The organism is Rhizobium sp. FG113, assembly GCF_057809895.1.
Map to the genome: position 1 here is coordinate 453,350 of NZ_JBMDKV010000002.1, position 19,593 is coordinate 472,942.

The 19,593-nt window shown below is 62.1% G+C and carries 21 protein-coding genes and 1 tRNA gene; 12 read left to right on the plus strand and 10 right to left on the minus strand.

All coding sequences use genetic code 11. The annotated features are described in order from the left end of the window. Nucleotides 1–21: 21 nt before the first annotated feature. Together ACODTZ_RS09390 and ACODTZ_RS09395 are read right to left on the minus strand one after the other, a co-directional pair. Nucleotides 22–663, minus strand: a complete 642-nt coding sequence (locus ACODTZ_RS09390) for an EF-hand domain-containing protein (RefSeq protein WP_489025313.1) — start codon at nucleotides 661–663, stop codon at nucleotides 22–24. 110 nt (nucleotides 664–773) lie between these two features. Beyond that, the gene (locus tag ACODTZ_RS09395) at nucleotides 774–1,481 is read right to left on the minus strand and encodes a pyrimidine 5'-nucleotidase (RefSeq protein ID WP_047507529.1); all 708 of its coding nucleotides are present in this window, start codon (nucleotides 1,479–1,481) and stop codon (nucleotides 774–776) included. Nucleotides 1,482–1,601: 120 nt separating this feature from the next. Here ACODTZ_RS09395 and ACODTZ_RS09400 point away from each other — a divergent pair, with 120 nt between their 5' ends. After that, complete coding sequence (locus ACODTZ_RS09400) at nucleotides 1,602–2,372, plus strand: isocitrate lyase/PEP mutase family protein (protein WP_489025315.1); 771 nt, start codon at nucleotides 1,602–1,604, stop codon at nucleotides 2,370–2,372. 193 nt (nucleotides 2,373–2,565) lie between these two features. Here the strand turns inward: ACODTZ_RS09400 and argB are convergent, their stop codons facing one another. Further along, on the minus strand, nucleotides 2,566–3,453 hold the full coding sequence (gene argB / locus ACODTZ_RS09405) for an acetylglutamate kinase (protein ID WP_111561606.1): 888 nt from the start codon (nucleotides 3,451–3,453) through the stop codon (nucleotides 2,566–2,568). Nucleotides 3,454–3,616: 163 nt separating this feature from the next. On the opposite strand from argB, the gene ACODTZ_RS09410 reads away from it, so the two are divergent. The 3 genes from ACODTZ_RS09410 (at nucleotide 3,617) to ACODTZ_RS09420 (ending at nucleotide 5,544) form a co-directional block, all read left to right on the plus strand. Further along, nucleotides 3,617–4,156 carry a sigma-70 family RNA polymerase sigma factor gene (locus ACODTZ_RS09410; RefSeq protein WP_489025317.1) on the plus strand — a complete coding sequence of 180 codons (540 nt, stop codon included), beginning with the start codon at nucleotides 3,617–3,619 and terminating at the stop codon, nucleotides 4,154–4,156. Continuing rightward, on the plus strand, nucleotides 4,153–4,881 hold the full coding sequence (locus tag ACODTZ_RS09415; protein ID WP_018898243.1) for an anti-sigma factor: 729 nt from the start codon (nucleotides 4,153–4,155) through the stop codon (nucleotides 4,879–4,881). The genes ACODTZ_RS09410 and ACODTZ_RS09415 overlap by 4 nt, the downstream gene beginning before the upstream one ends. A 105-nt stretch (nucleotides 4,882–4,986) precedes the next feature. After that, nucleotides 4,987–5,544: a fasciclin domain-containing protein gene (locus ACODTZ_RS09420; protein ID WP_111561609.1), complete on the plus strand. Its 558-nt coding sequence runs from the start codon at nucleotides 4,987–4,989 to the stop codon at nucleotides 5,542–5,544. A 58-nt stretch (nucleotides 5,545–5,602) separates the two neighbouring features. Here ACODTZ_RS09420 and yihA read toward each other — a convergent pair whose 3' ends face one another. The 4 genes from yihA to rpmH form a co-directional block, all read right to left on the minus strand. Beyond that, on the minus strand, nucleotides 5,603–6,259 hold the full coding sequence (yihA, locus tag ACODTZ_RS09425; protein WP_047507129.1) for a ribosome biogenesis GTP-binding protein YihA/YsxC: 657 nt from the start codon (nucleotides 6,257–6,259) through the stop codon (nucleotides 5,603–5,605). Nucleotides 6,260–6,400: 141 nt separating this feature from the next. Next, nucleotides 6,401–8,188 carry a membrane protein insertase YidC gene (gene yidC, locus ACODTZ_RS09430; protein WP_489025321.1) on the minus strand — a complete coding sequence of 596 codons (1,788 nt, stop codon included), beginning with the start codon at nucleotides 8,186–8,188 and terminating at the stop codon, nucleotides 6,401–6,403. Further along, nucleotides 8,188–8,589: a ribonuclease P protein component gene (gene rnpA / locus ACODTZ_RS09435; protein ID WP_081619887.1), complete on the minus strand. Its 402-nt coding sequence runs from the start codon at nucleotides 8,587–8,589 to the stop codon at nucleotides 8,188–8,190. The genes yidC and rnpA overlap by 1 nt, the downstream gene beginning before the upstream one ends. Before the next feature lie 20 nt (nucleotides 8,590–8,609). After that, nucleotides 8,610–8,744, minus strand: coding sequence for a 50S ribosomal protein L34 (rpmH, locus tag ACODTZ_RS09440; protein WP_065689331.1), 135 nt, complete (start codon nucleotides 8,742–8,744; stop codon nucleotides 8,610–8,612). 449 nt (nucleotides 8,745–9,193) lie between these two features. Between rpmH and ACODTZ_RS09445 the strand changes: the two genes are divergently transcribed. The 4 genes from ACODTZ_RS09445 (at nucleotide 9,194) to ACODTZ_RS09460 (ending at nucleotide 13,707) form a co-directional block, all read left to right on the plus strand. Next, nucleotides 9,194–11,191, plus strand: a complete 1,998-nt coding sequence (locus ACODTZ_RS09445) for a methyl-accepting chemotaxis protein (protein ID WP_489025323.1) — start codon at nucleotides 9,194–9,196, stop codon at nucleotides 11,189–11,191. Between the two features lie 155 nt (nucleotides 11,192–11,346). After that, complete coding sequence (locus tag ACODTZ_RS09450; RefSeq protein ID WP_047507136.1) at nucleotides 11,347–12,849, plus strand: ATP-binding protein; 1,503 nt, start codon at nucleotides 11,347–11,349, stop codon at nucleotides 12,847–12,849. Nucleotides 12,850–12,971: 122 nt separating this feature from the next. Then, nucleotides 12,972–13,048 (plus strand) — tRNA-Arg (locus ACODTZ_RS09455). Between the two features lie 491 nt (nucleotides 13,049–13,539). Then, the gene (locus tag ACODTZ_RS09460) at nucleotides 13,540–13,707 is read left to right on the plus strand and encodes a hypothetical protein (RefSeq protein ID WP_018898251.1); all 168 of its coding nucleotides are present in this window, start codon (nucleotides 13,540–13,542) and stop codon (nucleotides 13,705–13,707) included. Nucleotides 13,708–13,738: 31 nt separating this feature from the next. Here the strand turns inward: ACODTZ_RS09460 and ACODTZ_RS09465 are convergent, their stop codons facing one another. Continuing rightward, nucleotides 13,739–13,948 (minus strand): hypothetical protein, encoded by a 210-nt coding sequence (locus ACODTZ_RS09465; protein ID WP_489025325.1) that lies wholly within the window; start codon nucleotides 13,946–13,948, stop codon nucleotides 13,739–13,741. Between the two features lie 138 nt (nucleotides 13,949–14,086). On the opposite strand from ACODTZ_RS09465, the gene ACODTZ_RS09470 reads away from it, so the two are divergent. The 4 genes from ACODTZ_RS09470 (at nucleotide 14,087) to ACODTZ_RS09485 (ending at nucleotide 17,809) form a co-directional block, all read left to right on the plus strand. Continuing rightward, a complete protein-coding gene (locus tag ACODTZ_RS09470; RefSeq protein WP_018898253.1) occupies nucleotides 14,087–14,413 on the plus strand; it encodes a hypothetical protein in 327 nt (108 codons plus the stop codon). Nucleotides 14,414–14,581: 168 nt separating this feature from the next. Next, nucleotides 14,582–14,953 carry a surface protein gene (locus ACODTZ_RS09475; protein WP_489025327.1) on the plus strand — a complete coding sequence of 124 codons (372 nt, stop codon included), beginning with the start codon at nucleotides 14,582–14,584 and terminating at the stop codon, nucleotides 14,951–14,953. Nucleotides 14,954–15,461: 508 nt separating this feature from the next. Next, the gene (locus tag ACODTZ_RS09480) at nucleotides 15,462–16,709 is read left to right on the plus strand and encodes an NAD(P)/FAD-dependent oxidoreductase (protein ID WP_489025329.1); all 1,248 of its coding nucleotides are present in this window, start codon (nucleotides 15,462–15,464) and stop codon (nucleotides 16,707–16,709) included. A gap of 62 nt (nucleotides 16,710–16,771) precedes the next feature. Further along, nucleotides 16,772–17,809, plus strand: coding sequence for a proline racemase family protein (locus ACODTZ_RS09485; protein ID WP_209189024.1), 1,038 nt, complete (start codon nucleotides 16,772–16,774; stop codon nucleotides 17,807–17,809). 15 nt (nucleotides 17,810–17,824) lie between these two features. Here the strand turns inward: ACODTZ_RS09485 and ACODTZ_RS09490 are convergent, their stop codons facing one another. After that, nucleotides 17,825–18,301 (minus strand): RbsD/FucU family protein, encoded by a 477-nt coding sequence (locus ACODTZ_RS09490; protein WP_018898258.1) that lies wholly within the window; start codon nucleotides 18,299–18,301, stop codon nucleotides 17,825–17,827. Further along, nucleotides 18,285–19,532, minus strand: a complete 1,248-nt coding sequence (locus tag ACODTZ_RS09495; protein ID WP_489025331.1) for an ROK family transcriptional regulator — start codon at nucleotides 19,530–19,532, stop codon at nucleotides 18,285–18,287. The genes ACODTZ_RS09490 and ACODTZ_RS09495 overlap by 17 nt, the downstream gene beginning before the upstream one ends. Nucleotides 19,533–19,593 lie beyond the last annotated feature (61 nt).

Sequence of the window (19,593 nt, forward strand, 5' to 3'; positions counted from 1 at the left end):
GGATATTGGCGCTTCCCGTTTTTACAGGAATGGACGCTGCGGCATGTCGGCGATCGAGATGACGCCGTCCTTGTTGGTGTCCATCCGCGTGAAGAGCTTGTCGAAGGCGGCCTCTGCTTCCTGCTTGGAAATCTGGCCGTTCTCGTCGGTGTCGATGCGCTGCATGATCAGGAGTTCGCGGATCATGCCTGGGCCGCGCATGCCGTGTCGGCCTGGGCCACGACCGGCTTCGTCCTGCGGCGGTGCCGGCTGGCCTGCGTCCGCGTCAGCTGGCGGCGGGGCGGGCGGGGCTTCGTCATCGGCCGCCATGTCTTCGGCGGGCGCCTTCATCTTGGCCATCTGCGCTTCGTGATATTTGCGGATTTCGCCCGGTGTCAGCGAGCCGTCATTGTTGGTGTCGATCGCCGCGAAGATCGTCTCCATGCCCTTCTGGGCTTCGTCCTTGGAGATCTGTCCGTCCTTGTTCGTGTCGAACTGCTGCAGCATGCGCACGAAGACGACCTCACGCATGATCGGCCCGCGCATTCCGCCGCCCATCATCGCGTGGTGTGGCCTTGGCGGATGCTTGTGCTTGTCGCCGGGCGCGGCAAAACTGCTGCCGGCTGCGGCACCGACAATCAAGACGGAGGAAAGTGCGGCCAGTATCAGCTTGTTCCGAGACATTTGGGTTCCTTTCAGTGTGCAATCTCATTGGGGATCACAGACGAAAAGGTAGGGCGGACAAGCCCGATTACCCAGTTAAACATCGGTAAGCTGGATGAAACTTTCGTAACTTAGCCGGTAATCTTTCCAAGGAAATCAGTGAGATCGTCGGTCACGAAGTCGATGTGGTCGTCCTCGCCGCTGGTCTTTTCCCACCACTCGACAACCGTGTCCTCGAGATTGTTGGGCACCAGCAGAACGGTCTGCATGCCAAGTGCCTTCGGCGCGATCAGGTTACGCGGCAGGTCCTCGAACATCGCAGCCTTCTGCGTCTCGACGCGCTTCAGCTGGGTGAACTTGTCGTATGTCTGCTGCGCCGGCTTGGGCACGAACTCGGCGGCCACGATATCGAAGATGTCGTCGAAATGGTCGAGAATCCCAAGCGCGCCGGCTGCCATCTCCGCATGCTTGACGCTGCCGTTTGTGAAGATGAACTTGCGGCCGGGGAGTGCCTTGATCGCGGCCCCCAGTTCCGGTTGGGCGGTCAGGCTGGAATAATCGATCGCATGCGCCTTCTCGAGGAAGTCGTTGGGATCGACGCCATGGTGGATCATCAGCCCCTGCAGCGTCGTGCCGTGATCGTAATAATACTGCTTCTGCAGCTTGCGCGCCTCTTCCCGCTCCATCTGCAGCAGCGTCGAGACATAGGCCGTCATGTTCTTGTCGATCTGCGCGAACAGATTGACGTGATGCGGATAGAGTGTGTTGTCGAGGTCGAAGACCCACTCTGTCACATGCGAGAAGTCGGAATGGGTGGGCGTGCGATCGATCTTGCTCATCCTTGCCTTATGCCACGCGGCGCCTTCGATTGAAATCCGGAATGCGACCATTCACGCCGGCCGATTGATCGCCTGATGTGATCGCACTAGTTTTCCGGCACACGAAATGAGGAGGCGAAGATGAATCAGGCTGAGAAGGCAAAGGCATTCGGCGCGCTGCACCAGAGGGGCAATCCTGTCGTTCTCTACAATGTGTGGGATGCCGGCACGGCAAAGGCCGTGACCGAGGCCGGCGCCAAGGCGCTGGCGACGGGCAGCTGGTCGGTCGCCGCAGCACAGGGTTATGGCGATGGCGAGAAGATTCCGATGGAAGCGCTGGTCGCAACGACCTGCCAGATCACCGCGGTCAACGATCTGCCGCTCTCCGTCGATTTCGAGGGCGCCTATTCCACCGATCCCTTAGGCGCTGCCGCCAATGTCGAACAGCTGATCGATGCCGGCGCGATCGGTATCAATTTCGAGGATCAGGTTGTTGGCGGCGACGGGCTGCACCCGGTGGAGAAACAGGCCGTCCGCATTCGCGCCATCCGCGAGATGGCGGACCGTCGCGGCATTGCGTTCTTCATCAATGCGCGCACCGACCTGTTTTTGCGCGAAGGTGATCTTTCGAAGCATGGCGGTCTGGTCGAGGAGGCTCTGGAGCGCGGCAAGGCCTATGCTGCAGCCGGGGCGGATGGCTTTTTTGTGCCGTGGCTGATCGATGAGGGCTTGATCGAGAAGGTCTGCGCGGCGTCGCCGCTGCCGGTCAATATCATGATGCGGCCCGGCGCGCCTGATGTGAAGACGCTGGCGAAGCTTGGTGTCAGCCGTGTCAGCTATGGACCGGGACCCTATCGGGCGATGATGGAGAAGCTGAAGGAAGCGGCTGCGGCGGTTTACGGAGCGCTGTGAGGTAGACCCCTCCCCAACCCCTCCCCACAAGGGGGAGGGGCTTGCTGGGCGGACCCTCTCCGGGAAGCCGAAGCCTTTCAACCGATGCTGATGGCATGAAGTGGCACGGAGGGCGCAACGACTTAGCCCCTCCCCCTTGTGGGGAGGGGGTGGGGAGGGGACTTCACCCGTCTGAGAATGAAAAAGACCGCCCTTAAGGAACGATCAGCGTACCCGCGCCACGCTCGGTGAAGATCTCGAGCAGCACGGAATGCGCGGTCTTGCCGTTCAAGATGACGACGCCCTGGACGCCGGCCTTGATCGCGTCGATGCAGGTCTCGACCTTCGGGATCATGCCGCCGGAGATCGTGCCATCGGCGATCAGCTGGTGGGCCTGCGAGACCGAGAGTTCCTTGATCAGGTTGCCCTGCTTGTCGAGAACGCCGGGAACGTCGGTGAGGAACAGCAGACGTGTCGCGTTGAGCGCGCCGGCAATGGCGCCGGCGAATGTGTCGGCGTTGATGTTGTAAGTCGCGCCGTCGCGGCCCGGAGCAACCGGAGCGATGACGGGGATCATTTCCGAGCGGGCCAGAAGGTCGATCAGCGTGCGGTCGACTTCAACCACTTCGCCGACGAAGCCGAGGTCGAGAACGCGCTCGATGTTGCTGTCCGGGTCCTTGATCTTCTTCTGCGCCTTTTCGGCGAAGACCATGTTGCCGTCCTTGCCGCAAAGGCCGATCGCCCATTCGCCCGTCTGGTTGATCAGCGCGACGATTTCCTTGTTGATCGAGCCGGCGAGAACCATTTCGACGATCTCGACGGTCTTGGCGTCGGTGACGCGCAGGCCGCCTTCGAATTTCGATTCGATGCCCATCTTCGTCAGCATGGCGCCGATCTGCGGGCCGCCGCCGTGCACGACGATCGGGTTGACGCCCGACTGCTTCAGAAGCGCGATATCGCTGGCAAAGGCCTTGCCGAGCTCGGGATTGCCCATGGCATGGCCGCCGTATTTCACGACGATCGTCTTGTTTTCGTAACGCTGCATGAAGGGCAGCGCCTGTGCCAGCAGCCGTGCCTGGATTTCGCTTTCGGTCTCGGTCATCGGATACCCCGCAGAAAAATGGTTGCGGCCTTTTATCCCAAGTTTTTGACAGATGGAATAATCAATGACCCGATAGTTCGCGCAATTTGCCCACACGCCGCCGTCTTGCCAAGCGTGAGCGAACACCCATAGTTAGGGAAGGACATTGGGGAAGAGACACGGCATGACGAGCGAGGAAATCGCCGAACTGATCGGCCGGGTTGCAATGCGCGACCGCAAGGCTTTCGTGGCTCTGTACCGTGAAACAAGCCCGAAACTTTTTGCCATCTGCCTGCGTATCTTGAAGGACAAGACGGAGGGGGAGGAAGCATTGCAGGAGGTCTACATCAAGATCTGGCAGCGCGCTTCCGCCTTTGCGATCTCTTCGGGAACACCTTCGTCCTGGCTTGCGGCGATCGCGCGCAACCAGGCGATCGATACCCTGAGAAGCCGCAAGCCGGTAGCCGACGAATTGGACAGTGCCTATGATCTCGCAGACAGCCAACTTGATCCGGAAGCGACAACTGTGATCCGCGATGAAGGAAGGCGGATTGACACCTGCATGGAACAGTTGGAAGCTGATCGTGCGGTGGCGGTCAGACGGGCTTATGTCGAAGGGCTGAGCTATCAGGAACTGGCCGGTGAGTTCGGCGTGCCCCTGAACACGATGCGCACATGGCTGCGGCGCAGCCTATTGAAGCTGAGAGAGTGCCTGGAACGATGACATCGTCCGATCAAAGCAAGGGAGGTCGCTCCCGCGATGAGGTACTCGCCGGTGAGTATGTTCTCGGTGTTCTCTCTTTCCAGGATCGGCGTGTCGTAGAGGACCGCATGCGCGTCGACCGGCAGTTCGCGGCGATCGTTAGCCGCTGGGAGGCAAACCTCTCCACTTTCAACGACGATTATGACGCCGTTACCCCCGGCCAGGAAACCTTCAAGCAGGTCGAAGCCCGCCTGTTCGGCACCCCGCAGCAGGCAGCCGTGCCGGGCAGGGGCGTCTGGAATTCCCTTTTCTTCTGGCGCTGTCTCGCCGCCGTCTCGCTCGTCATCACGTCGGCTGCCCTGTCGCTGACGGTCGCGACGGTATCGCCGCTGAAGCCGACTGTCCCGCCGCTTGTCGCGCAATTGTCGGGACCCGCGAGCCAGGTCAATCTGCTGGCCTCTTATGAGGCGCAGACCGGCCGGATGCGGATCATTCCGGTGGCCGCGGGCAAGCCGGAGGAGAAGTCGCTCGAGCTGTGGCTGTTGCCCGAAGGCGGCACGCCGAAGTCGCTCGGCATCTTCGCGGCGGGAGAGGGCGGCGATGGCGAACTGGTGATCCCGGTCGACATGCGCTCCGCCATCGGCGAGGGCACGAGCTTCGCGGTCAGCCTCGAGCCCTTCGGTGGCTCGCCGACGGGCGCCCCGACCGGCCCCGTGGTTGCAAGCGGCGCCGCGCATCGGCCGTAAGATCGGCTGAAACTTTTTCCAGCCACCTTCCGTAGATCCTCATGTCCCAGCGACGCTGATGCATTCAGCCGGCGACCCGCGAGCGGACGGATGAGGAGAACAGTCATGATCAAGTCCGCACTGCGCACGACAGCCCTTGCAGTCGCCGTATCCGCAATCGCCTTTGCCGCGCAGGCCAAGAACCCGATGGTCGGTGGCGCCGCCATGTATCCGACCAAGAACATCGTCCAGAATGCCATGAAGTCGAAGGATCACACGACGCTGGTCGCCGCCGTCAAGGCAGCCGGTCTGGTCTCGACGCTCGAAGGCAAGGGCCCTTTCACGGTCTTCGCGCCGACCAACGAAGCCTTCGCGGCACTCCCCGCCGGCACCGTCGACACGCTGCTGAAACCTGAGAACAAGGCCAAGCTCACCAAGATCCTCACCTGCCACGTGGTGGCTGCCGATGCCATGGCCAAGACCGTCGCCAAGATGATCAAGGACGATGGCGGCGAGCATGACATCAAGACGGTCGGCGGCTGCGTGCTGAAGGCCAAGGAAGACATGGGCAAGATCACGCTGACCGACGAAAGCGGCGGCGTTGCCCATGTCACGATCGCCGACGTCAAGCAGTCGAACGGCGTTATTCACGTCATCGACAAGGTCTTGCTGCCGAAGATGTAATCTTGAGTTCAGGCAGCAAACGGGGGCGCCCTGTCAACACCACTGGGGCGCCTCCACTTCACTTCCAGTGATCGGCGCCCACGGTGAGCGCGATTGCCTCGCGCAGATCGTCCAGCCCTTCGCTCTTTTCCGAGGAAGTGGCGATGATTCCAGGATAAGCGGCGGGGCGCTTCTTGATCTTCTCGGCCGTCTCGGCGAGCAGCTTCACCACCGCCGGCGGCTTGATCTTGTCGGTCTTGGTCAGCACCACCTGATAGGAGACGGCGGCCTTGTCGAGCAGGTCGAGAACCTCGTCGTCGTTCTTCTTGATGCCGTGGCGGCTGTCGATCAGCACATAGACGCGCTTCAGCGTCGCGCGGCCGCGCAGATAATCGAATACCAGCTTGGTCCAGGCATCGACATGCTCCTTCGGCGCCTTGGCGTAGCCGTAGCCCGGCATGTCGACCAGCGCCATCGGCGGCAGATCGCCGGCCTCGCCGGAATAGCCATCGGGCACGAAATAGTTCAGCTCCTGCGTACGCCCCGGCGTGTTCGAGGTACGCGCCAGGCCATGCTGGCCGACGAGCGCGTTGATCAGCGACGACTTGCCGACATTCGAACGGCCGGCAAAGGCCACCTCGGCCGGCCCTTCCGGCGGCAGGAACTTCAGGGAAGGCACGCCACGGATGAAGATCCAGGGGCGGCCGAAGAGCGGCTTGTCTTTATTGTCGGTCATTCGGCCTTTTCCAGCGCGTCCAATTCCAGTGAACCTATGGCATTCAGGTTTCGGGCGATTTTGTCAACCGGCAGCCCCGATTGTCCTTGGAAGCATCCCGGTGCCACAAAAGAAAAAGCCCCGGCGAACCGGGGCTTTTTGCTATTTCTCTGTCGGCGCCGGCTTTCGCTTGAATAGCCCCTTCAGATTGTCGAAGAGCTCGATCTTCACGCCGTGGCGGCGCATGATCACGCCCTGCTGGATGACTGACAGCGTGTTGTTCCAGGCCCAGTAGATGACCAGACCGGCCGGGAAGCTTGCCAGCATGAAGGTGAAGACCAGCGGCATCCAGTTGAAGATCATCGCCTGCGTCGGATCCGGCGGGGTCGGGTTCATGCGCATCTGCAGGAACATCGTGACGCCCATGATCAGCGGCCAGACGCCGAGATGCAGGAAGGTCGGAGCCGCGAACGGCAGCAGGCCGAACAGGTTGATGAACGAGGTCGGATCGGGCGCCGAAAGGTCCTGGATCCAGCCGAAGAACGGCGCGTGGCGCATCTCGATGGTGATGTAGATCACCTTGTAGAGCGAGAAGAAGATCGGGATCTGCAGCGCGATCGGCCAGCAACCGGCGATCGGGTTGATCTTCTCTTCCTTGTAGAGCGCCATGGTCGCCTGCTGCAGGCCCATGCGGTCGTCGCCGAACTTCGCCTTCAGCTCTTCCATCTTCGGCTGCACGCGCTTCATGTTCGCCATCGAAGCGTACTGCTTGCTGGCGAGCGGGAAGAACAGCGCCTTGACGACGATCGTGGTCATCAGGATGGCGACACCGAAGTTGCCGAAGTAACGGAAGAAGAAGTCCATCAGTTTGAACATCGGCTTCGTCAGGAAGTAGAACCAGCCCCAGTCGATCAGGCGGTCGAAGCGCGGGATCTGGTAGGTAGCCTCATAGCCGTCGATGACGGGAACTTCCTTGGCGCCGGCAAACACGAGGTTCTTCAGTTCGAGCGACTGGCCGGGTGCGACGGTAACGGCGTTCTGCTTGTAGTCGGCCTGGAAGCGCGGCTGGCCATCCGTGAAGTGGCTGAAGCGGGCGTCGTAGGCGGTCGTCTGCGGCGGAATGATCGTCGCGGCCCAATACTTGTCGGTGATGCCGAGCCAGCCGCCGGTCGCCGTTGCCGGCGTCACGGCTTCCTTCTCGACGGAAGCATACTTGCTCTCGATCAGGCCGTCTTCGCCGATCACGCCGATGAAGCCTTCGTGCAGCACGTAGGTCGAGGCGACAGCGGGCTTGTTGTAGCGCGTCACGCGGCCGTAGGAGGAGAGGGCAGCAGGTGCCTGGCCGGCATTGGTGATCTTGTCGGTGATCGTGAACATGTAGCGTTCGTCGACCGAGATCGTGCGGGCGAATGTGATGCCCTTGTCATTGGTGTAGGTCAGCGTGACCGGGGTCTTCTCGGTCAGCTTCGCGCCTTCGGGGGCCGTCCAGAGCGTCGAGGGGCCTGGGACGTTGCCGGTCGCGGCGTCGCCGATATAGCCGAGTTCGGCGAAGTAGCCGTCCTTGGTTTCCGACGGGCTGAACAGCGTGATGATCGGGCTCGAGTCATCCACGGTCTCGTGGTAGCCCTTGAGCTTCAGGTCGTCGAGGCGGCCGCCGGCAAGGTTGATCGAGCCGGAAAGCGCTGCCGTGTCGATGATGACGCGCGGGTTCTTGGCAAGAGCGTCAGCCAGCGACGTGGTCGCGGGCGCCTGGCCGGTCGGAGCAGCGCCATTCGTCTGCGCGCCACCGGCTGCCCCATTGGCCGCCGGTGCTTGCGTCTGCTGCGTCTGCTGGGCTTGTTCGGCCTTGCGCTGCGCTTCGATGCGCGGGTTCATATAAAAGAATTGCCACCCGAGAACGATCAGCACGGAGAGAGCGATCGCAATGAAGTAGTTGCGGTTGTTTTGCATCATACGTTCCTGGGGCGGCCGTCTCCGGACCGCTTGTGTTTCGGCTTCGTCTCGACGCGAGCCGTAAGCTCAGCGGCTAATTGATGGAAGGATGCTTGGAGCACGTCCCTTCGCGCGACAACCACATAGTCGTGTCCGGGCTTCATTGCAAACCCTGCATGCAGCCGTACCGCCTCTTTCAGGCGCCGACGCATGCGGTTTCTTTCAACCGCGTTGCCATGCTTCTTGGTGACGGTGAAGCCGACGCGGGCTTCGGTATCGGGTTCCTTCCTGTCGAGCACCTCGAGAAGGAAGAATCCACCCCTGCGTTTTTCGCCATTGCGAACAGCAAGAAACTGCGGGCGGCTTTTCAGCCGCCCGGCAGTTATTTTGGGATCTTTGGTCGTCGGATCGCCCGTCATCTGATCGGGCACTTCCGGCCTTAGGCCGAAAGACGCTTGCGGCCGCGGCCGCGACGAGCAACGATGACCTTACGGCCGCCCTTGGTAGCCATACGTGCACGGAAACCGTGACGACGCTTGCGAACAAGCTTGGAAGGTTGGTAAGTACGCTTCATTTATTTTAATCACCGCGGAGTGCGGCCCTTCTTGAATTTGCATAATGCAAGGAGCGTTGTTTTTCGAACGGCGGGAGGCTCAAAAAGCCTTATATGACCGGACGTGCGGCGGCTTATACGGACGAAGGTCGCGAAAGTCAATTATCGCAGGGAGAATCCGCTCTGCTCGCCTTTTGAGTGTGAAAATTAGCAGATGCTGTTAATGATTGCGGCATCGGGCCCACATCGCGGCCGCTATCATTTTATTCCGTTTCCGCAGCCCAAACGTGCGCCTATCGAGCCTCTGTGCGTTTTTCGCGCAAAAAATCGCGCCGGCAACCATCGTTCATGGATGATTTTTTATAGTAGCCGGCGAAAATATCGGAAATTCAACATTAATTGTTTTAGCGCAATTTGATCTAACGGCCGGGCATCCAGTTTTCGGCCTCATGTCTTATTGGGGGGATCCTTTGAAAATTCGAGGCAAGATCAACATACTCGTATGCGCCATGTCCTGTGTCGCGCTGGTTATCGGCGCGACCGCACTTTGGGCCGTGCAGCGCTACAACAACAATCTCTCCGCCTATGAGGATGCCGCCAGCCGCGCCTATTCCGGCGAGCGCCTGAATCGCTACGTGACCGCAACCGTCATGGAAGCGCGCGGCATCTATGGCGCTGCCTCGACAAAGGACGCCGCAAGCTTCGCCAAGGGTCTACTCGCCGCACTCGACCAGATCGATGCCACCATTACATCCTGGACGCCGCTGGTTCCCGACAACCAGATGGATGCGTTCAACAAGCTCAAGGCCCGCTCGGCCGAATTCCGCACCTTCCGCGCCGAAACCGCGCGCCTCGGCACCGAGGTCAGCCCGCAGGCGGCCAACGAGCAGGGCAACAACGACGCCAACCGCGCCAACCGCAAGGCCTTCCAGGCCGAGATCGATGCGATCGTCGCCACCGACAAGGCCACGCTCGACGCCGTCAACCAGGAAGTCGAAAGCTTCCGCACCTCGGTCCTCTGGCTGGTTCTCGGCATCACCGGTTTCGGCATCGCTGCCGGCATCGGCATGGGCTTTTATGTCGGCACCATCCATCTCTCGCGCCCGATCAAGAAGGTCACCGAGGCGATCAAGAACGTCGCCGACGGCAACTTCGACACCGATGTTCCTTTCCCCGGCCGCAATGACGAGATCGGCGAAATGGCCGCGGCCGTCGCGGTGTTCAAGGAGAATGGCCTCGCCGTTCGCCGCATGAATGCCCAGGAAGCCGCGATGCGCGCCAAGAGCGACGACCTGCAGTCGAGCATGTCCGTCGTCGTGGCCGCCGCTGCCGCCGGCGATTTTTCGCGCCGGATCGACAAGGATTACCAGGACGACAACCTCAACCAGTTCGCCAGCAACATCAATCAGCTGCTCTCGGGCGTCGATGGTGGCGTCGGCGAAACCCGTCGTGTTATCGCGAGCCTGTCTGAGGGCGATCTGACGCAGACCATGCGCGGCAATTTCCAGGGCGCCTTCGCCGAGCTGCAGAAAAACGTCAACAGCACCTTCGCCACGCTGCAATCGACCATGCGCGAGGTGCGCGAGACCGCCGAGGGCTTCCACGGCAACACCAACGAGCTGCGCGCCGCCAGCGACGACCTCTCCAAGCGCACGGAACAGCAGGCGGCTGCGCTTGAGGAAACCTCGGCCGCGCTGGACGAGATCACCGCCGTCGTCAACAACTCGACCGACCGCGCCCAGGAAGCCAGCGTCATGGTCTCCGAGGCCAAGGACGATGCCGGCAAGTCGGGCGTTGTCGTTCGCAACGCCGTCGATGCCATGGGCCGCATCGAGCAGGCGTCGCGCGAAATCAGCCAGATCATCAACGTCATCGACGAGATCGCCTTCCAGACCAACCTGCTGGCGCTCAACGCCGGTGTCGAGGCCGCGCGCGCCGGCGAAGCGGGCAAGGGCTTTGCCGTCGTCGCACAGGAAGTCCGTGAACTTGCGCAGCGTTCGGCAACGGCCGCCAAGGATATCAAGGGCCTGATCACCAAGTCCGGCAGCGAAGTCCAGATTGGCGTCAAGCTGGTGCAGGAAACCGGCGAGGCCCTCTCGCAGATTGAGCGTCGCGTCAACGCCATCAACGACCACATCCACTCGATCGCCACGGCCGCCAAGGAGCAGTCGACCGGTCTCAAGGAGGTCAACACCGCCGTCAACCAGATGGACCAGGTCACGCAGCAGAATGCCGCCATGGTCGAGGAAACCTCGGCGGCGACCCACAAGCTGTCGTCGGAAGCAGACAGCCTCGTGCGCCTGATCTCCCGCTTCAAGGTGTCGAACGCGCAGCATGCCGCGCCCGTGGCCGTCGCACGCTACGAGGAGCACCGCCCGGTTGCCTCGCCTGCCCGCCGCGCGATCGGAAGCGTTGCCCGTGCCTTCAACGGCAACGCCGCGGTCGACCAGAGCTGGGAAGAGTTCTGATCTCTCGGTCTGTAATATAATTAAGAGCGCCGCCTTCGGGCGGCGTTCGCGTTTCGGCATTATGTCGCACCGCTCGCAAAGATTTGAAAGCGACGCGGTTTCGTCTAATATAGAGATTGAATCCGTGGCGCGTGGCGCCGATTGGACGAGAAGCGATGCCCGCCCCTGATCAAGGCCAAACTGTTCCCGAAGCACTCACGACGGCGACCGACGCCGCCCGGCCCGCTGGCATGTTCGGCGGCATCTCCGGCAAGCTCCTGTGGCTGACCGTTGTCTGCATCATGCTCGCAGAAGTGCTGATTTTCTTTCCCTCGGTGGCCTCCATGCGCCTTCGCTGGCTGGACGAGCGGCTGAACGCCGCCGCCGCCGCAGCCATCGCTATCGATGGCCTGCAGCCGGTGGAACTGCCGCGCGACCTGCAGCGGCAGACATTGGAAGCGACGGGCACCAAGGCGATCGTGCTGCGCAAGGATGGCACCTCGCGCCTGCTCGCCACCTGGGACATGCCGGCATCCGTCGATGCACAATATGATCTGACCAGCGTGCCGGCCGTTACCGCCATGCGCGATGCGCTCGACACGCTCGTCTTCGGCGGCGACCGGATGATCCGCGTCTACGGGCCGGTGCAGGACACCAATATCGGTGTCGAGGTGCTGATGAAGGACAAGCATCTGCGCAATGCGATGCTGCTCTATTCCCGCAACGTCTTCCTGCTGTCGATCCTGATCTCGCTCTTTACCGCCACACTCGTCTTCTTCGCGATCAACCGCATTCTCATCCGGCCGATCCGCCGATTGACGGGCAGCATGCAGCAGTTTTCCGCCGATCCCGAAAATCCGCAGCATGTCTTCGTCGGCGATGGCGGGCGCGACGAGCTGGCGATCGCCGGCCGCCACCTGACCGCCATGCAGCTGCAGCTGCAAAAGACGCTAAAACAGCAGAGCAACCTCGCGGCCCTCGGCCTTGCCGTCTCCAAGATCAACCACGACATGCGCAACATCCTCGCCTCCGCGCAGCTGATGTCCGACCGTCTGGTTGATGTCGACGACCCCATGGTGAAGCGCTTTGCTCCGAAGCTGCTGCGCACCATCGACCGCGCCGTCGGCTACACGACCGAAGTTCTCTCCTACGGCCAGGCCAGCGAATCGGCCCCCCGCCGCCGGCTTGTGAGGGTGACGACGCTGGTCGAGGATGTCAGGGACATGCTGGCGATCGATCCGCAGAGCGACGTGGAGTTCGTCGAGCAGATCAACGCCGATCTCGAAGTGGATGCCGACAACGAACAGCTGTTCCGCGTCATCCACAATCTCTGCCGCAACGCTTTGCAGGCGCTGACCTCAAACAACGCAGGCGCAAGCCCACGGCGCATCACCGTGTCGGCCCACCGCATCGGCAGCGTCGTCAGCATCACCGTCGACGACACCGGCCCCGGCATGCCGCAGAAGGCCCGCCAGAACCTCTTCACCGCGTTTCGCGGCTCCGCCCGCTCCGGCGGTACGGGGCTCGGTCTGGCGATCGCCCGCGAACTGGTGCTCGCCCACGGCGGCACGATCGCGCTTGTGGAAAAACCATCGATCGGCACCCAGTTCCGCATCGAAATCCCCGATCGCCCTGTGTCGCTGGACGATTATCGCGGCCGCAGCCTCTTGGAAAAGTGACGCAATCCCGCGATCCCCAGGCCTTGAGAAGAAAGACGTCACTTTTTTTACAAACCCTATTGCATTCATCCAGATGACCCTTTAGAGAACCGCTCACGCCAGCGGGACACACCGCTGCAGACGCACCCGTAGCTCAGCTGGATAGAGCACCAGACTACGAATCTGGGGGTCAGGAGTTCGAATCTCTTCGGGTGCGCCACTTCTCTTTTCTCACGAAAATTTAGCCTGAGACCTCACGTGGGGTCGAATTCTGCTCGTCTAAATTTTTAAAGCCGATCTCCGCGATTCCCATCCTCTGCGAGTCGTGAGACACTTCCCCGGTACGAAATCCATACGATCACCAGAGCGTCGCACAGGCCGGCATTTCCTCACGGAAGCAGGGCAGGTGTGTCCGCGCATTCGTTGCGAGGTCAGGCCGATGGACTCAGATTTCTATGCGCAGCTAGCCACTGACGTTCTGACGAACCGCTCTCGTCATGTGGGGACATCTCTGCGAGATCGATTCGAGCGGGACCGGTGTGCGTCGGATGCGGCCTGCTATGCGCTTGCGGCCGCCGGTCTGATCGATTTCGATGAACTCACCACCCGCATGTTTGCGCAGGAGCGCGCGTTGCTTGATCGGCACGGGTTCCAACCTTGATGGCCCGCCGCAAGAAGAAGCGGGAAGCCCCTTTCACCCTGGAGATCGCCATGCTGCATTTGTCGGGCCTCGATTGGATCGAGACCTTCGAATATGTCTCGCGACGGCACGGGATCGGCATGACCAGCAGCGATATCAAGGTCTTTGCCGTGGCCGCCGAATATAGCTACGAGCTCGAGCTTATAGAGGCCGTCCGCAAAGGGTGGATCTATGTCTGAGGGGCGTGCCGAGTGCGCCTAACTATTCGTCCTAGCGCCGCCGACCAACCGACGAAATCAGATACCCCACGGCGAACGTCATCGCGGCTACGGCGAATCCGGTGCTGATGACACCGGCGGGCGTGATCCTGGCGCTGCCTTGCAGCGTGATGTGCTTTCCGACGCGCAGGTCGAAGACCGATTTCATCTCCTCCGGGTGAGTGGGGACGTCTTGTGCGCGTTCGTCCTGAAGAGCTGACACTGTCTAATCCTCCATCTTGATGTTGGCGCCTGCGCAATGCGGGCGTCGCGCTAGCTTGGCACAATGTTGCCAGACGATTGTCTCGGCAAGATGCCTTTTGGGGCAGGACATGCCGTGGCCGTGGGCCGGAGAGATTGAATGCTGAGCAATATGGTTCGTGGAATGGTGTTTCTGGCGTCGGTGGCGGCCCTGGCCGGTTGCGTCGATCATGCCAACGGCCCGATGCTGACGCCTGTCAACACGCTCGACCCGCCGCTCAATCCGCCCGGCATCGCCCACAACATCTGCGTCGCCGACGGCAACGTCATGTATAATGAGGCGCGCAAGCAATACGAGGCGCGGGCGCAGATGTCGCGCTATGCGATCGATCCCGCCAATGAAGAAGCGCAGGCGAGGGCGGCCGCGCGCCGTCAATATGTCACCTGCATCTCCAGCCAGGGCTATCGCGCCGTCTACGACCAGTAGCGCCAGGCCGACGTCACGCAGTGAGCATAAGCGACATCACGCCCTAACGCGTAGTCGGGATCACGCGCAATCGCCTGTGATCACGACTGTTGGAGCGCGCGTGCAGGCGCGGAACTTTGCAAGCTGAGACGGCATTTTCTTCATGTGAATCCTGAAGGAGGGTTTATCATGAAAATCTCCCGTTACATCCCGTCCGTCCTGTCGCTCGGCGTCATCGCCGCACTGTCGGCCGCGGTGCCTGTTCAGGCAGCACCTGCCGACCAGTCCATGCCGCAGGCTTCGGTCATTCAGGTGGCGCAGACCCAGCCGGGCTATTGGCACGGCTATCATGGCTCGCGCACCGAGCGGCCCGGCACCCGCCGCCACGACGGCTACTGGTATCCTGACGCCGCCTTCGGCGTCGATCGCCAGACCACCGGCTCGATCGGCGAGCGTCCGATGCAGCCGCAGATGCAGCAAATGCACAGGCAGGCCTATTGCCAGGGCACCTTCGGCGGCACCAATGGCGACGGCTCCATGCCATGCGGCAACGAGTGGTGAGTCAGTCTCGAAGGCGACGGCACAGGCCGCCGCCTTCGGCCCTCGACGGCTGAATTGCTTATATCTTGATAGATTTGATGAAATGATGTGCATAAAGTGAATGGGAATAGCGGCTTAAAGGGTCGCGTTATGCGTTCGGCGCATTGCTGCGTTGCGGTATTCCCCCTATTCCTGATCGAAACGATGGGCTATCTATCCCCTCGAAGGCAGCGCACTCCTCCTCCCAGCGCTCCTTCATCGGACTGACAACACTCCTCCTCCCAGTTGTCAGTCAGGATCAAGAGCCCGGTGCACCTCCTCCCGCACCGGGCTCTTTTCCATTCTGGCCTCCCCATCTTCTTCGCATCCTTTACCCGCATTTTTTCGGTGTGCGGCTGCATCGTCATGTCCAACGCAATGTGATGTCGCGGCGGCGGCACAGCCGAAAATTCAGATGGAAGTTGCCCCTGTTCTGATATATCACAGTGCGGTCGGTGGTGTGGTCCGCCGCGCGAATGGGCGGTGAGGGATGAACGAGAAGAAGCAGACGGTCGCGGTTGTCGGCGCAGGTGTCATCGGTGCGGCGATCGCGCTCGAATTGCAGCGTCGCGGCCTGCAGGTCACGCTGATCGACAAGGGCGAGCCCGGTCGCGGCACCTCTTATGGCAACATGGCCAGCATCGCGCTCGATTTCGCCGCCGGCTCCGGCCCCAATACCTGGCGCAAGATCCCCCGCTGGCTGCTCGATCCCGAAGGTCCCGTCTGGCTGCGTCCCGCCTACGCCTTGAAGATGGCGCCATGGTTCCTGCGCTTCATCGCTGCCGGTAGGCCCTCGCGGCTGCGTGACATCGAGGATGCGGGCATGAGCCTGTCGAACCCCGCTCTGGCCGATTTCCGCGCCATGCTGGATACGATCGCAGCCCCTGAGCTGATGACCGACGAAGGCTGCCTGGCGATCTACGAGACCGAGGCGGAATTCGCAGGCGATCGCGGCCACATCGATTTCATGCGCCGCTACGGCTTCGATTTCGACGTGCTCGAGGGTGCTGCCATCCGCGATCTGGAGCCCTCGCTCTCGCCTTCGATCGCCAAGGCGGTCCTGCTGCCCGACAACAAGACCATCCGCGATCCCTATCGCCTGGTGGTCAAGCTCGCCAACGCCGCCCGCGAACGCGGCGCGACCTTTGTGTCCGGCGCGGTGCGCACCGTCGAGAAGAACGCCGACGGCACCTCCGTTGTCATTCTCGAAAGCGGCGAGCCTATCGCGGCCGATTTCGTCGTGCTGGCGGCGGGCGTCCACACCCGGTTCCTGGCGGAAAAGCTCGGTGAGCCGATCCCGCTCGAGACCGAGCGCGGCTATCACACCCAGATCATGCAGCCCGGCGTCTCCATGCGCTATTCGGTGATCTGGCCGCACCGCGCCTTCATGATCACGCCGACGGCCGGCGGTATCCGCGTCGGCGGCAATGTCGAGCTGGCGGGGCTGGATGCCGCGCCCGATTTCCGCCGCGCCCGCGTCCTCGTTCGCCATGCCCAGCGCGCCGTGCCGGGCCTTGAGGTCAAGGACGCCAGCGAGTGGATGGGCCATCGCCCGGCGCTGCCCGATACGATCCCGATCATCTCGCCCTCTTCGAAAATGCGCGGCGTCTGGTACGCGACCGGTCACGGACATCTCGGCCTCACCTATTCGGCCACCACGGCCCAGCTGATCGCGGATATGGTGACGGGGGGCAAACCCGCCGTCGACATGACGCCGTTCCGCATTGACCGCTATTGAGACATAACAGAGTGCCGGCGGCGACGAGGTCGCTCTGCCGGCAAGGATGATGGGAGACACCAATGAGATGGAAGCGCACGATCCAGCTTCTGGATGTCCATGCCGAAGGTGAGATCGGAAAGGTCGCGATCGGCGGCGTTCCGAAGATCCCGGGCAACACGGTTGCCGAGCAGCTGCATTGGCTCAACACCGATCCGAAGGGCCAGGAGCTTCGCCGCTTCCTGTGCCTGGAGCCGCGCGGCGCGCCGATCGGCTCCGTCAATCTGCTGCTGCCGCCCAAGCATCCGGATGCCGATGCCGCCTTCATCATCCTGCAGCCCGATCAGGCGCATGCAAGCTCCGGCTCGAACTCGATCTGCGTCACCACGGCGCTGCTCGAATCCGGCATCGTCGAGATGCACGAGCCGGAAACGGTAGTCACGCTGGAAACGGCGGCCGGCCTCGTCAAGGCGACCGCCACCTGCCGCGATGGCCGCTGCGAGAAGGTCAAACTGACAATGGTGCCGTCCTTCGTGCACGAGCTTGATGTCTCGCTGGAGACCGAGCAGTGGGGCACCATCAAGCTCGACCTCTGCTATGGCGGCATCTTTTACGCGCTCGTCGATGTCGGCCAGATCGGCTTGACGATCGCCAAGTCCAATGCCGCCGCCCTCGTCAGCGCCGGCATGGTGATCAAGGAAAAGATCAACCGCGAGATTGAGGTGGTGCATCCGGAAATCCCGGCGATCTCCGGCGTCGCCTATGTGATGTTCCGCGATCTCGAAGCCGATGGCACGGTGCGCACCTGCACCACCATGTGGCCGGGCCGCGCCGATCGCTCGCCCTGCGGCACCGGCAACTCCGCCAACCTCGCGACGCTGCATGCGCGCGGCAAGGCCAAGGTCGGCGATGTCTTCAAGTCGCGCTCGATCATCGATTCCGAATTCGAGGTCGGGCTTCTGGCCGAGACCACCGTCGCCGGCCGCCCCGCCGTCATCCCGACGATCACGGGGCGCGGCTTCACCTTCGGCCTGTCGCAGGTGGCGCTCGATCCCTTCGATCCACACCCCGGCGGCTTCGCGCTGACGGATGTCTGGGGGCCGCTCGCCGGCGAAATCTGATCGCCGGCTGATCCTTTAGTAGGGAAACGGGTCGACCTGAGCCTTGCTCTTGTCGCCCGGCTTGCCCGGATGAATCACGCCCTTGCGCAGGATGATATTGCCGTAAAGGCGCGGCTCGCTGGTCTGGATCAGCGCATGCGCCGCCTTCACCCTGTTGTAGAAATCCGGCCCCACCAGAGGCACGACCTGCCGGTGCGGCTCGTAATGCGCGCAGCAGTCGATCATCTCCTCATGAACGGGGTCGAGCTTGTCTCGCTCGCCTTTCACGGTGGCGCGGAAGATCGCCTCCGGTACGAACTCGTCGATCGGCAACACGCTCAACACGGCATCGAGCACGGGGATGATGCCGTGCCCATCGAGCCGGATCAGCCGACGCGCATCTTCGAGGCCCGGATAGTTGCCATCGACGATGGCGATCTCGTCGCCATGGCCCATGGCGCGCAGCGTCGAGAGCAGCTCGGGGCTCAGGATCGGGTTAAGTCCCTTCAGCATTCTCCACCTCCTTGAAGAGCACGTTCTGGTCCGTGAGATAGCGGGCGAAGATCGGCAGGCTTGCACCGCCGATGGCGCGCGCATGCGCCCCCACCGCCCCCTCGCTGATATCGGGCATCACGACGCCCTGCAGGTCGAGCCTGTCCGCTTCGTAGATCGTCGCCTGCACGATCCGCTCGCGGACCCAGCCCGGAAAGCCGCCATCGATGACGGCGGCGCTGAAATCGATGATGGAGGCGGCCGCGACGATGCCCTGCGCCAGGGCCTTGGCGGTGTCCTGGATCCACAACTCAAGCGGCTCGCCGAAATCGATCCAGTCGTCGGCCGAATACCAGAGCGGCTCCGGATCGATGCCACGCTCGCGCAGCATGTTTTCGAGCACGAAGATCGAGGCGACCTCGAGCAACTGCAGCGTCTCGCCATTCTTGCCGCGCACAGGTAGGGGACCGATCGCGCCGGCCGTGCCGGTGCGGCCGGAAAAGATCGCCGAGTTCAAGACGATGCCGCCGCCGATGAAGGAGCCGATGAAGAAATAGACGAAATCGGGATGTTGCGGGCCGATGCCGAAGACGAGTTCCGCGCCACAGGCGCTGGTCGCGTCGTTCTGCAGGTAGACGGGGTAGGGGAGGCTCGCCGCCACCTCGGCATGCAGGTCGTAATCGCGCCAGACGTCCATCGCGCCTTTGGGCGAGCCCACTTCCTCTTCCCAGTTCCACAATTCGAACGGTGCCGCGATGCCGACGCCGGCGATCCGGCTGCGTTCGTCATCACTGAGCCGGCTTTCCAGCTCCTGTATGCCGGACACGATGAAGTCGAGAAACAGGTCGGGCAGGGGGTAGGCGTAGGTGACATGCAGCTGCATGCGGATCTTGCCGACGAAATCCATCAGCACCAGATCGGCGCTGCGTCGTCCCATCTTCACGCCGAAGGAATAGACGGCATCGGGATTGAGCCGCATCGGCACCGAGGGCTGGCCCACGCGTCCACGGATCGGCTCGCCGCGCGAAAGCAGCCCTTCCTTTTCAAGCACGCGCATGATCACGGACACGGTTTGCGCCGAAAGGCCCGTGCGGCGCGCGATATCGGCCTTCGACTGGGCACCATGCAGGCGCACCAGCGAAAGCACCAATCTTTCATTGTATGCGCGAACCCGAACCTGGTTCGCACCGCCTGCCGGACTGACGCCTGGCAGCTGGGCCGGCAAGTGAACCGGACCTCTCATCGACGACATTGGCCATTCCTCCCTTGATCGGCCTATGCGTTATTTTCGCCGAGCATGCCACAAGGAATTA

What these genes read in the sequence shown, in the direction of transcription:
- ACODTZ_RS09390 (WP_489025313.1), bottom strand. Translation starts at nt 663, where the DNA reads ATGTCTCGGAACAAGCTGATACTGGCCGCACTTTCCTCCGTCTTGATT.
- ACODTZ_RS09395 (WP_047507529.1), bottom strand. Translation starts at nt 1,481, where the DNA reads ATGAGCAAGATCGATCGCACGCCCACCCATTCCGACTTCTCGCATGTG.
- ACODTZ_RS09400 (WP_489025315.1), top strand. Translation starts at nt 1,602, where the DNA reads ATGAATCAGGCTGAGAAGGCAAAGGCATTCGGCGCGCTGCACCAGAGG.
- argB (WP_111561606.1), bottom strand. Translation starts at nt 3,453, where the DNA reads ATGACCGAGACCGAAAGCGAAATCCAGGCACGGCTGCTGGCACAGGCG.
- ACODTZ_RS09410 (WP_489025317.1), top strand. Translation starts at nt 3,617, where the DNA reads ATGACGAGCGAGGAAATCGCCGAACTGATCGGCCGGGTTGCAATGCGC.
- ACODTZ_RS09415 (WP_018898243.1), top strand. Translation starts at nt 4,153, where the DNA reads ATGACATCGTCCGATCAAAGCAAGGGAGGTCGCTCCCGCGATGAGGTA.
- ACODTZ_RS09420 (WP_111561609.1), top strand. Translation starts at nt 4,987, where the DNA reads ATGATCAAGTCCGCACTGCGCACGACAGCCCTTGCAGTCGCCGTATCC.
- yihA (WP_047507129.1), bottom strand. Translation starts at nt 6,259, where the DNA reads ATGACCGACAATAAAGACAAGCCGCTCTTCGGCCGCCCCTGGATCTTC.
- yidC (WP_489025321.1), bottom strand. Translation starts at nt 8,188, where the DNA reads ATGCAAAACAACCGCAACTACTTCATTGCGATCGCTCTCTCCGTGCTG.
- rnpA (WP_081619887.1), bottom strand. Translation starts at nt 8,589, where the DNA reads ATGACGGGCGATCCGACGACCAAAGATCCCAAAATAACTGCCGGGCGG.
- rpmH (WP_065689331.1), bottom strand. Translation starts at nt 8,744, where the DNA reads ATGAAGCGTACTTACCAACCTTCCAAGCTTGTTCGCAAGCGTCGTCAC.
- ACODTZ_RS09450 (WP_047507136.1), top strand. Translation starts at nt 11,347, where the DNA reads ATGCCCGCCCCTGATCAAGGCCAAACTGTTCCCGAAGCACTCACGACG.
- ACODTZ_RS09460 (WP_018898251.1), top strand. Translation starts at nt 13,540, where the DNA reads ATGCTGCATTTGTCGGGCCTCGATTGGATCGAGACCTTCGAATATGTC.
- ACODTZ_RS09470 (WP_018898253.1), top strand. Translation starts at nt 14,087, where the DNA reads ATGCTGAGCAATATGGTTCGTGGAATGGTGTTTCTGGCGTCGGTGGCG.
- ACODTZ_RS09475 (WP_489025327.1), top strand. Translation starts at nt 14,582, where the DNA reads ATGAAAATCTCCCGTTACATCCCGTCCGTCCTGTCGCTCGGCGTCATC.
- ACODTZ_RS09480 (WP_489025329.1), top strand. Translation starts at nt 15,462, where the DNA reads ATGAACGAGAAGAAGCAGACGGTCGCGGTTGTCGGCGCAGGTGTCATC.
- ACODTZ_RS09485 (WP_209189024.1), top strand. Translation starts at nt 16,772, where the DNA reads ATGAGATGGAAGCGCACGATCCAGCTTCTGGATGTCCATGCCGAAGGT.
- ACODTZ_RS09490 (WP_018898258.1), bottom strand. Translation starts at nt 18,301, where the DNA reads ATGCTGAAGGGACTTAACCCGATCCTGAGCCCCGAGCTGCTCTCGACG.
- ACODTZ_RS09495 (WP_489025331.1), bottom strand. Translation starts at nt 19,532, where the DNA reads ATGTCGTCGATGAGAGGTCCGGTTCACTTGCCGGCCCAGCTGCCAGGC.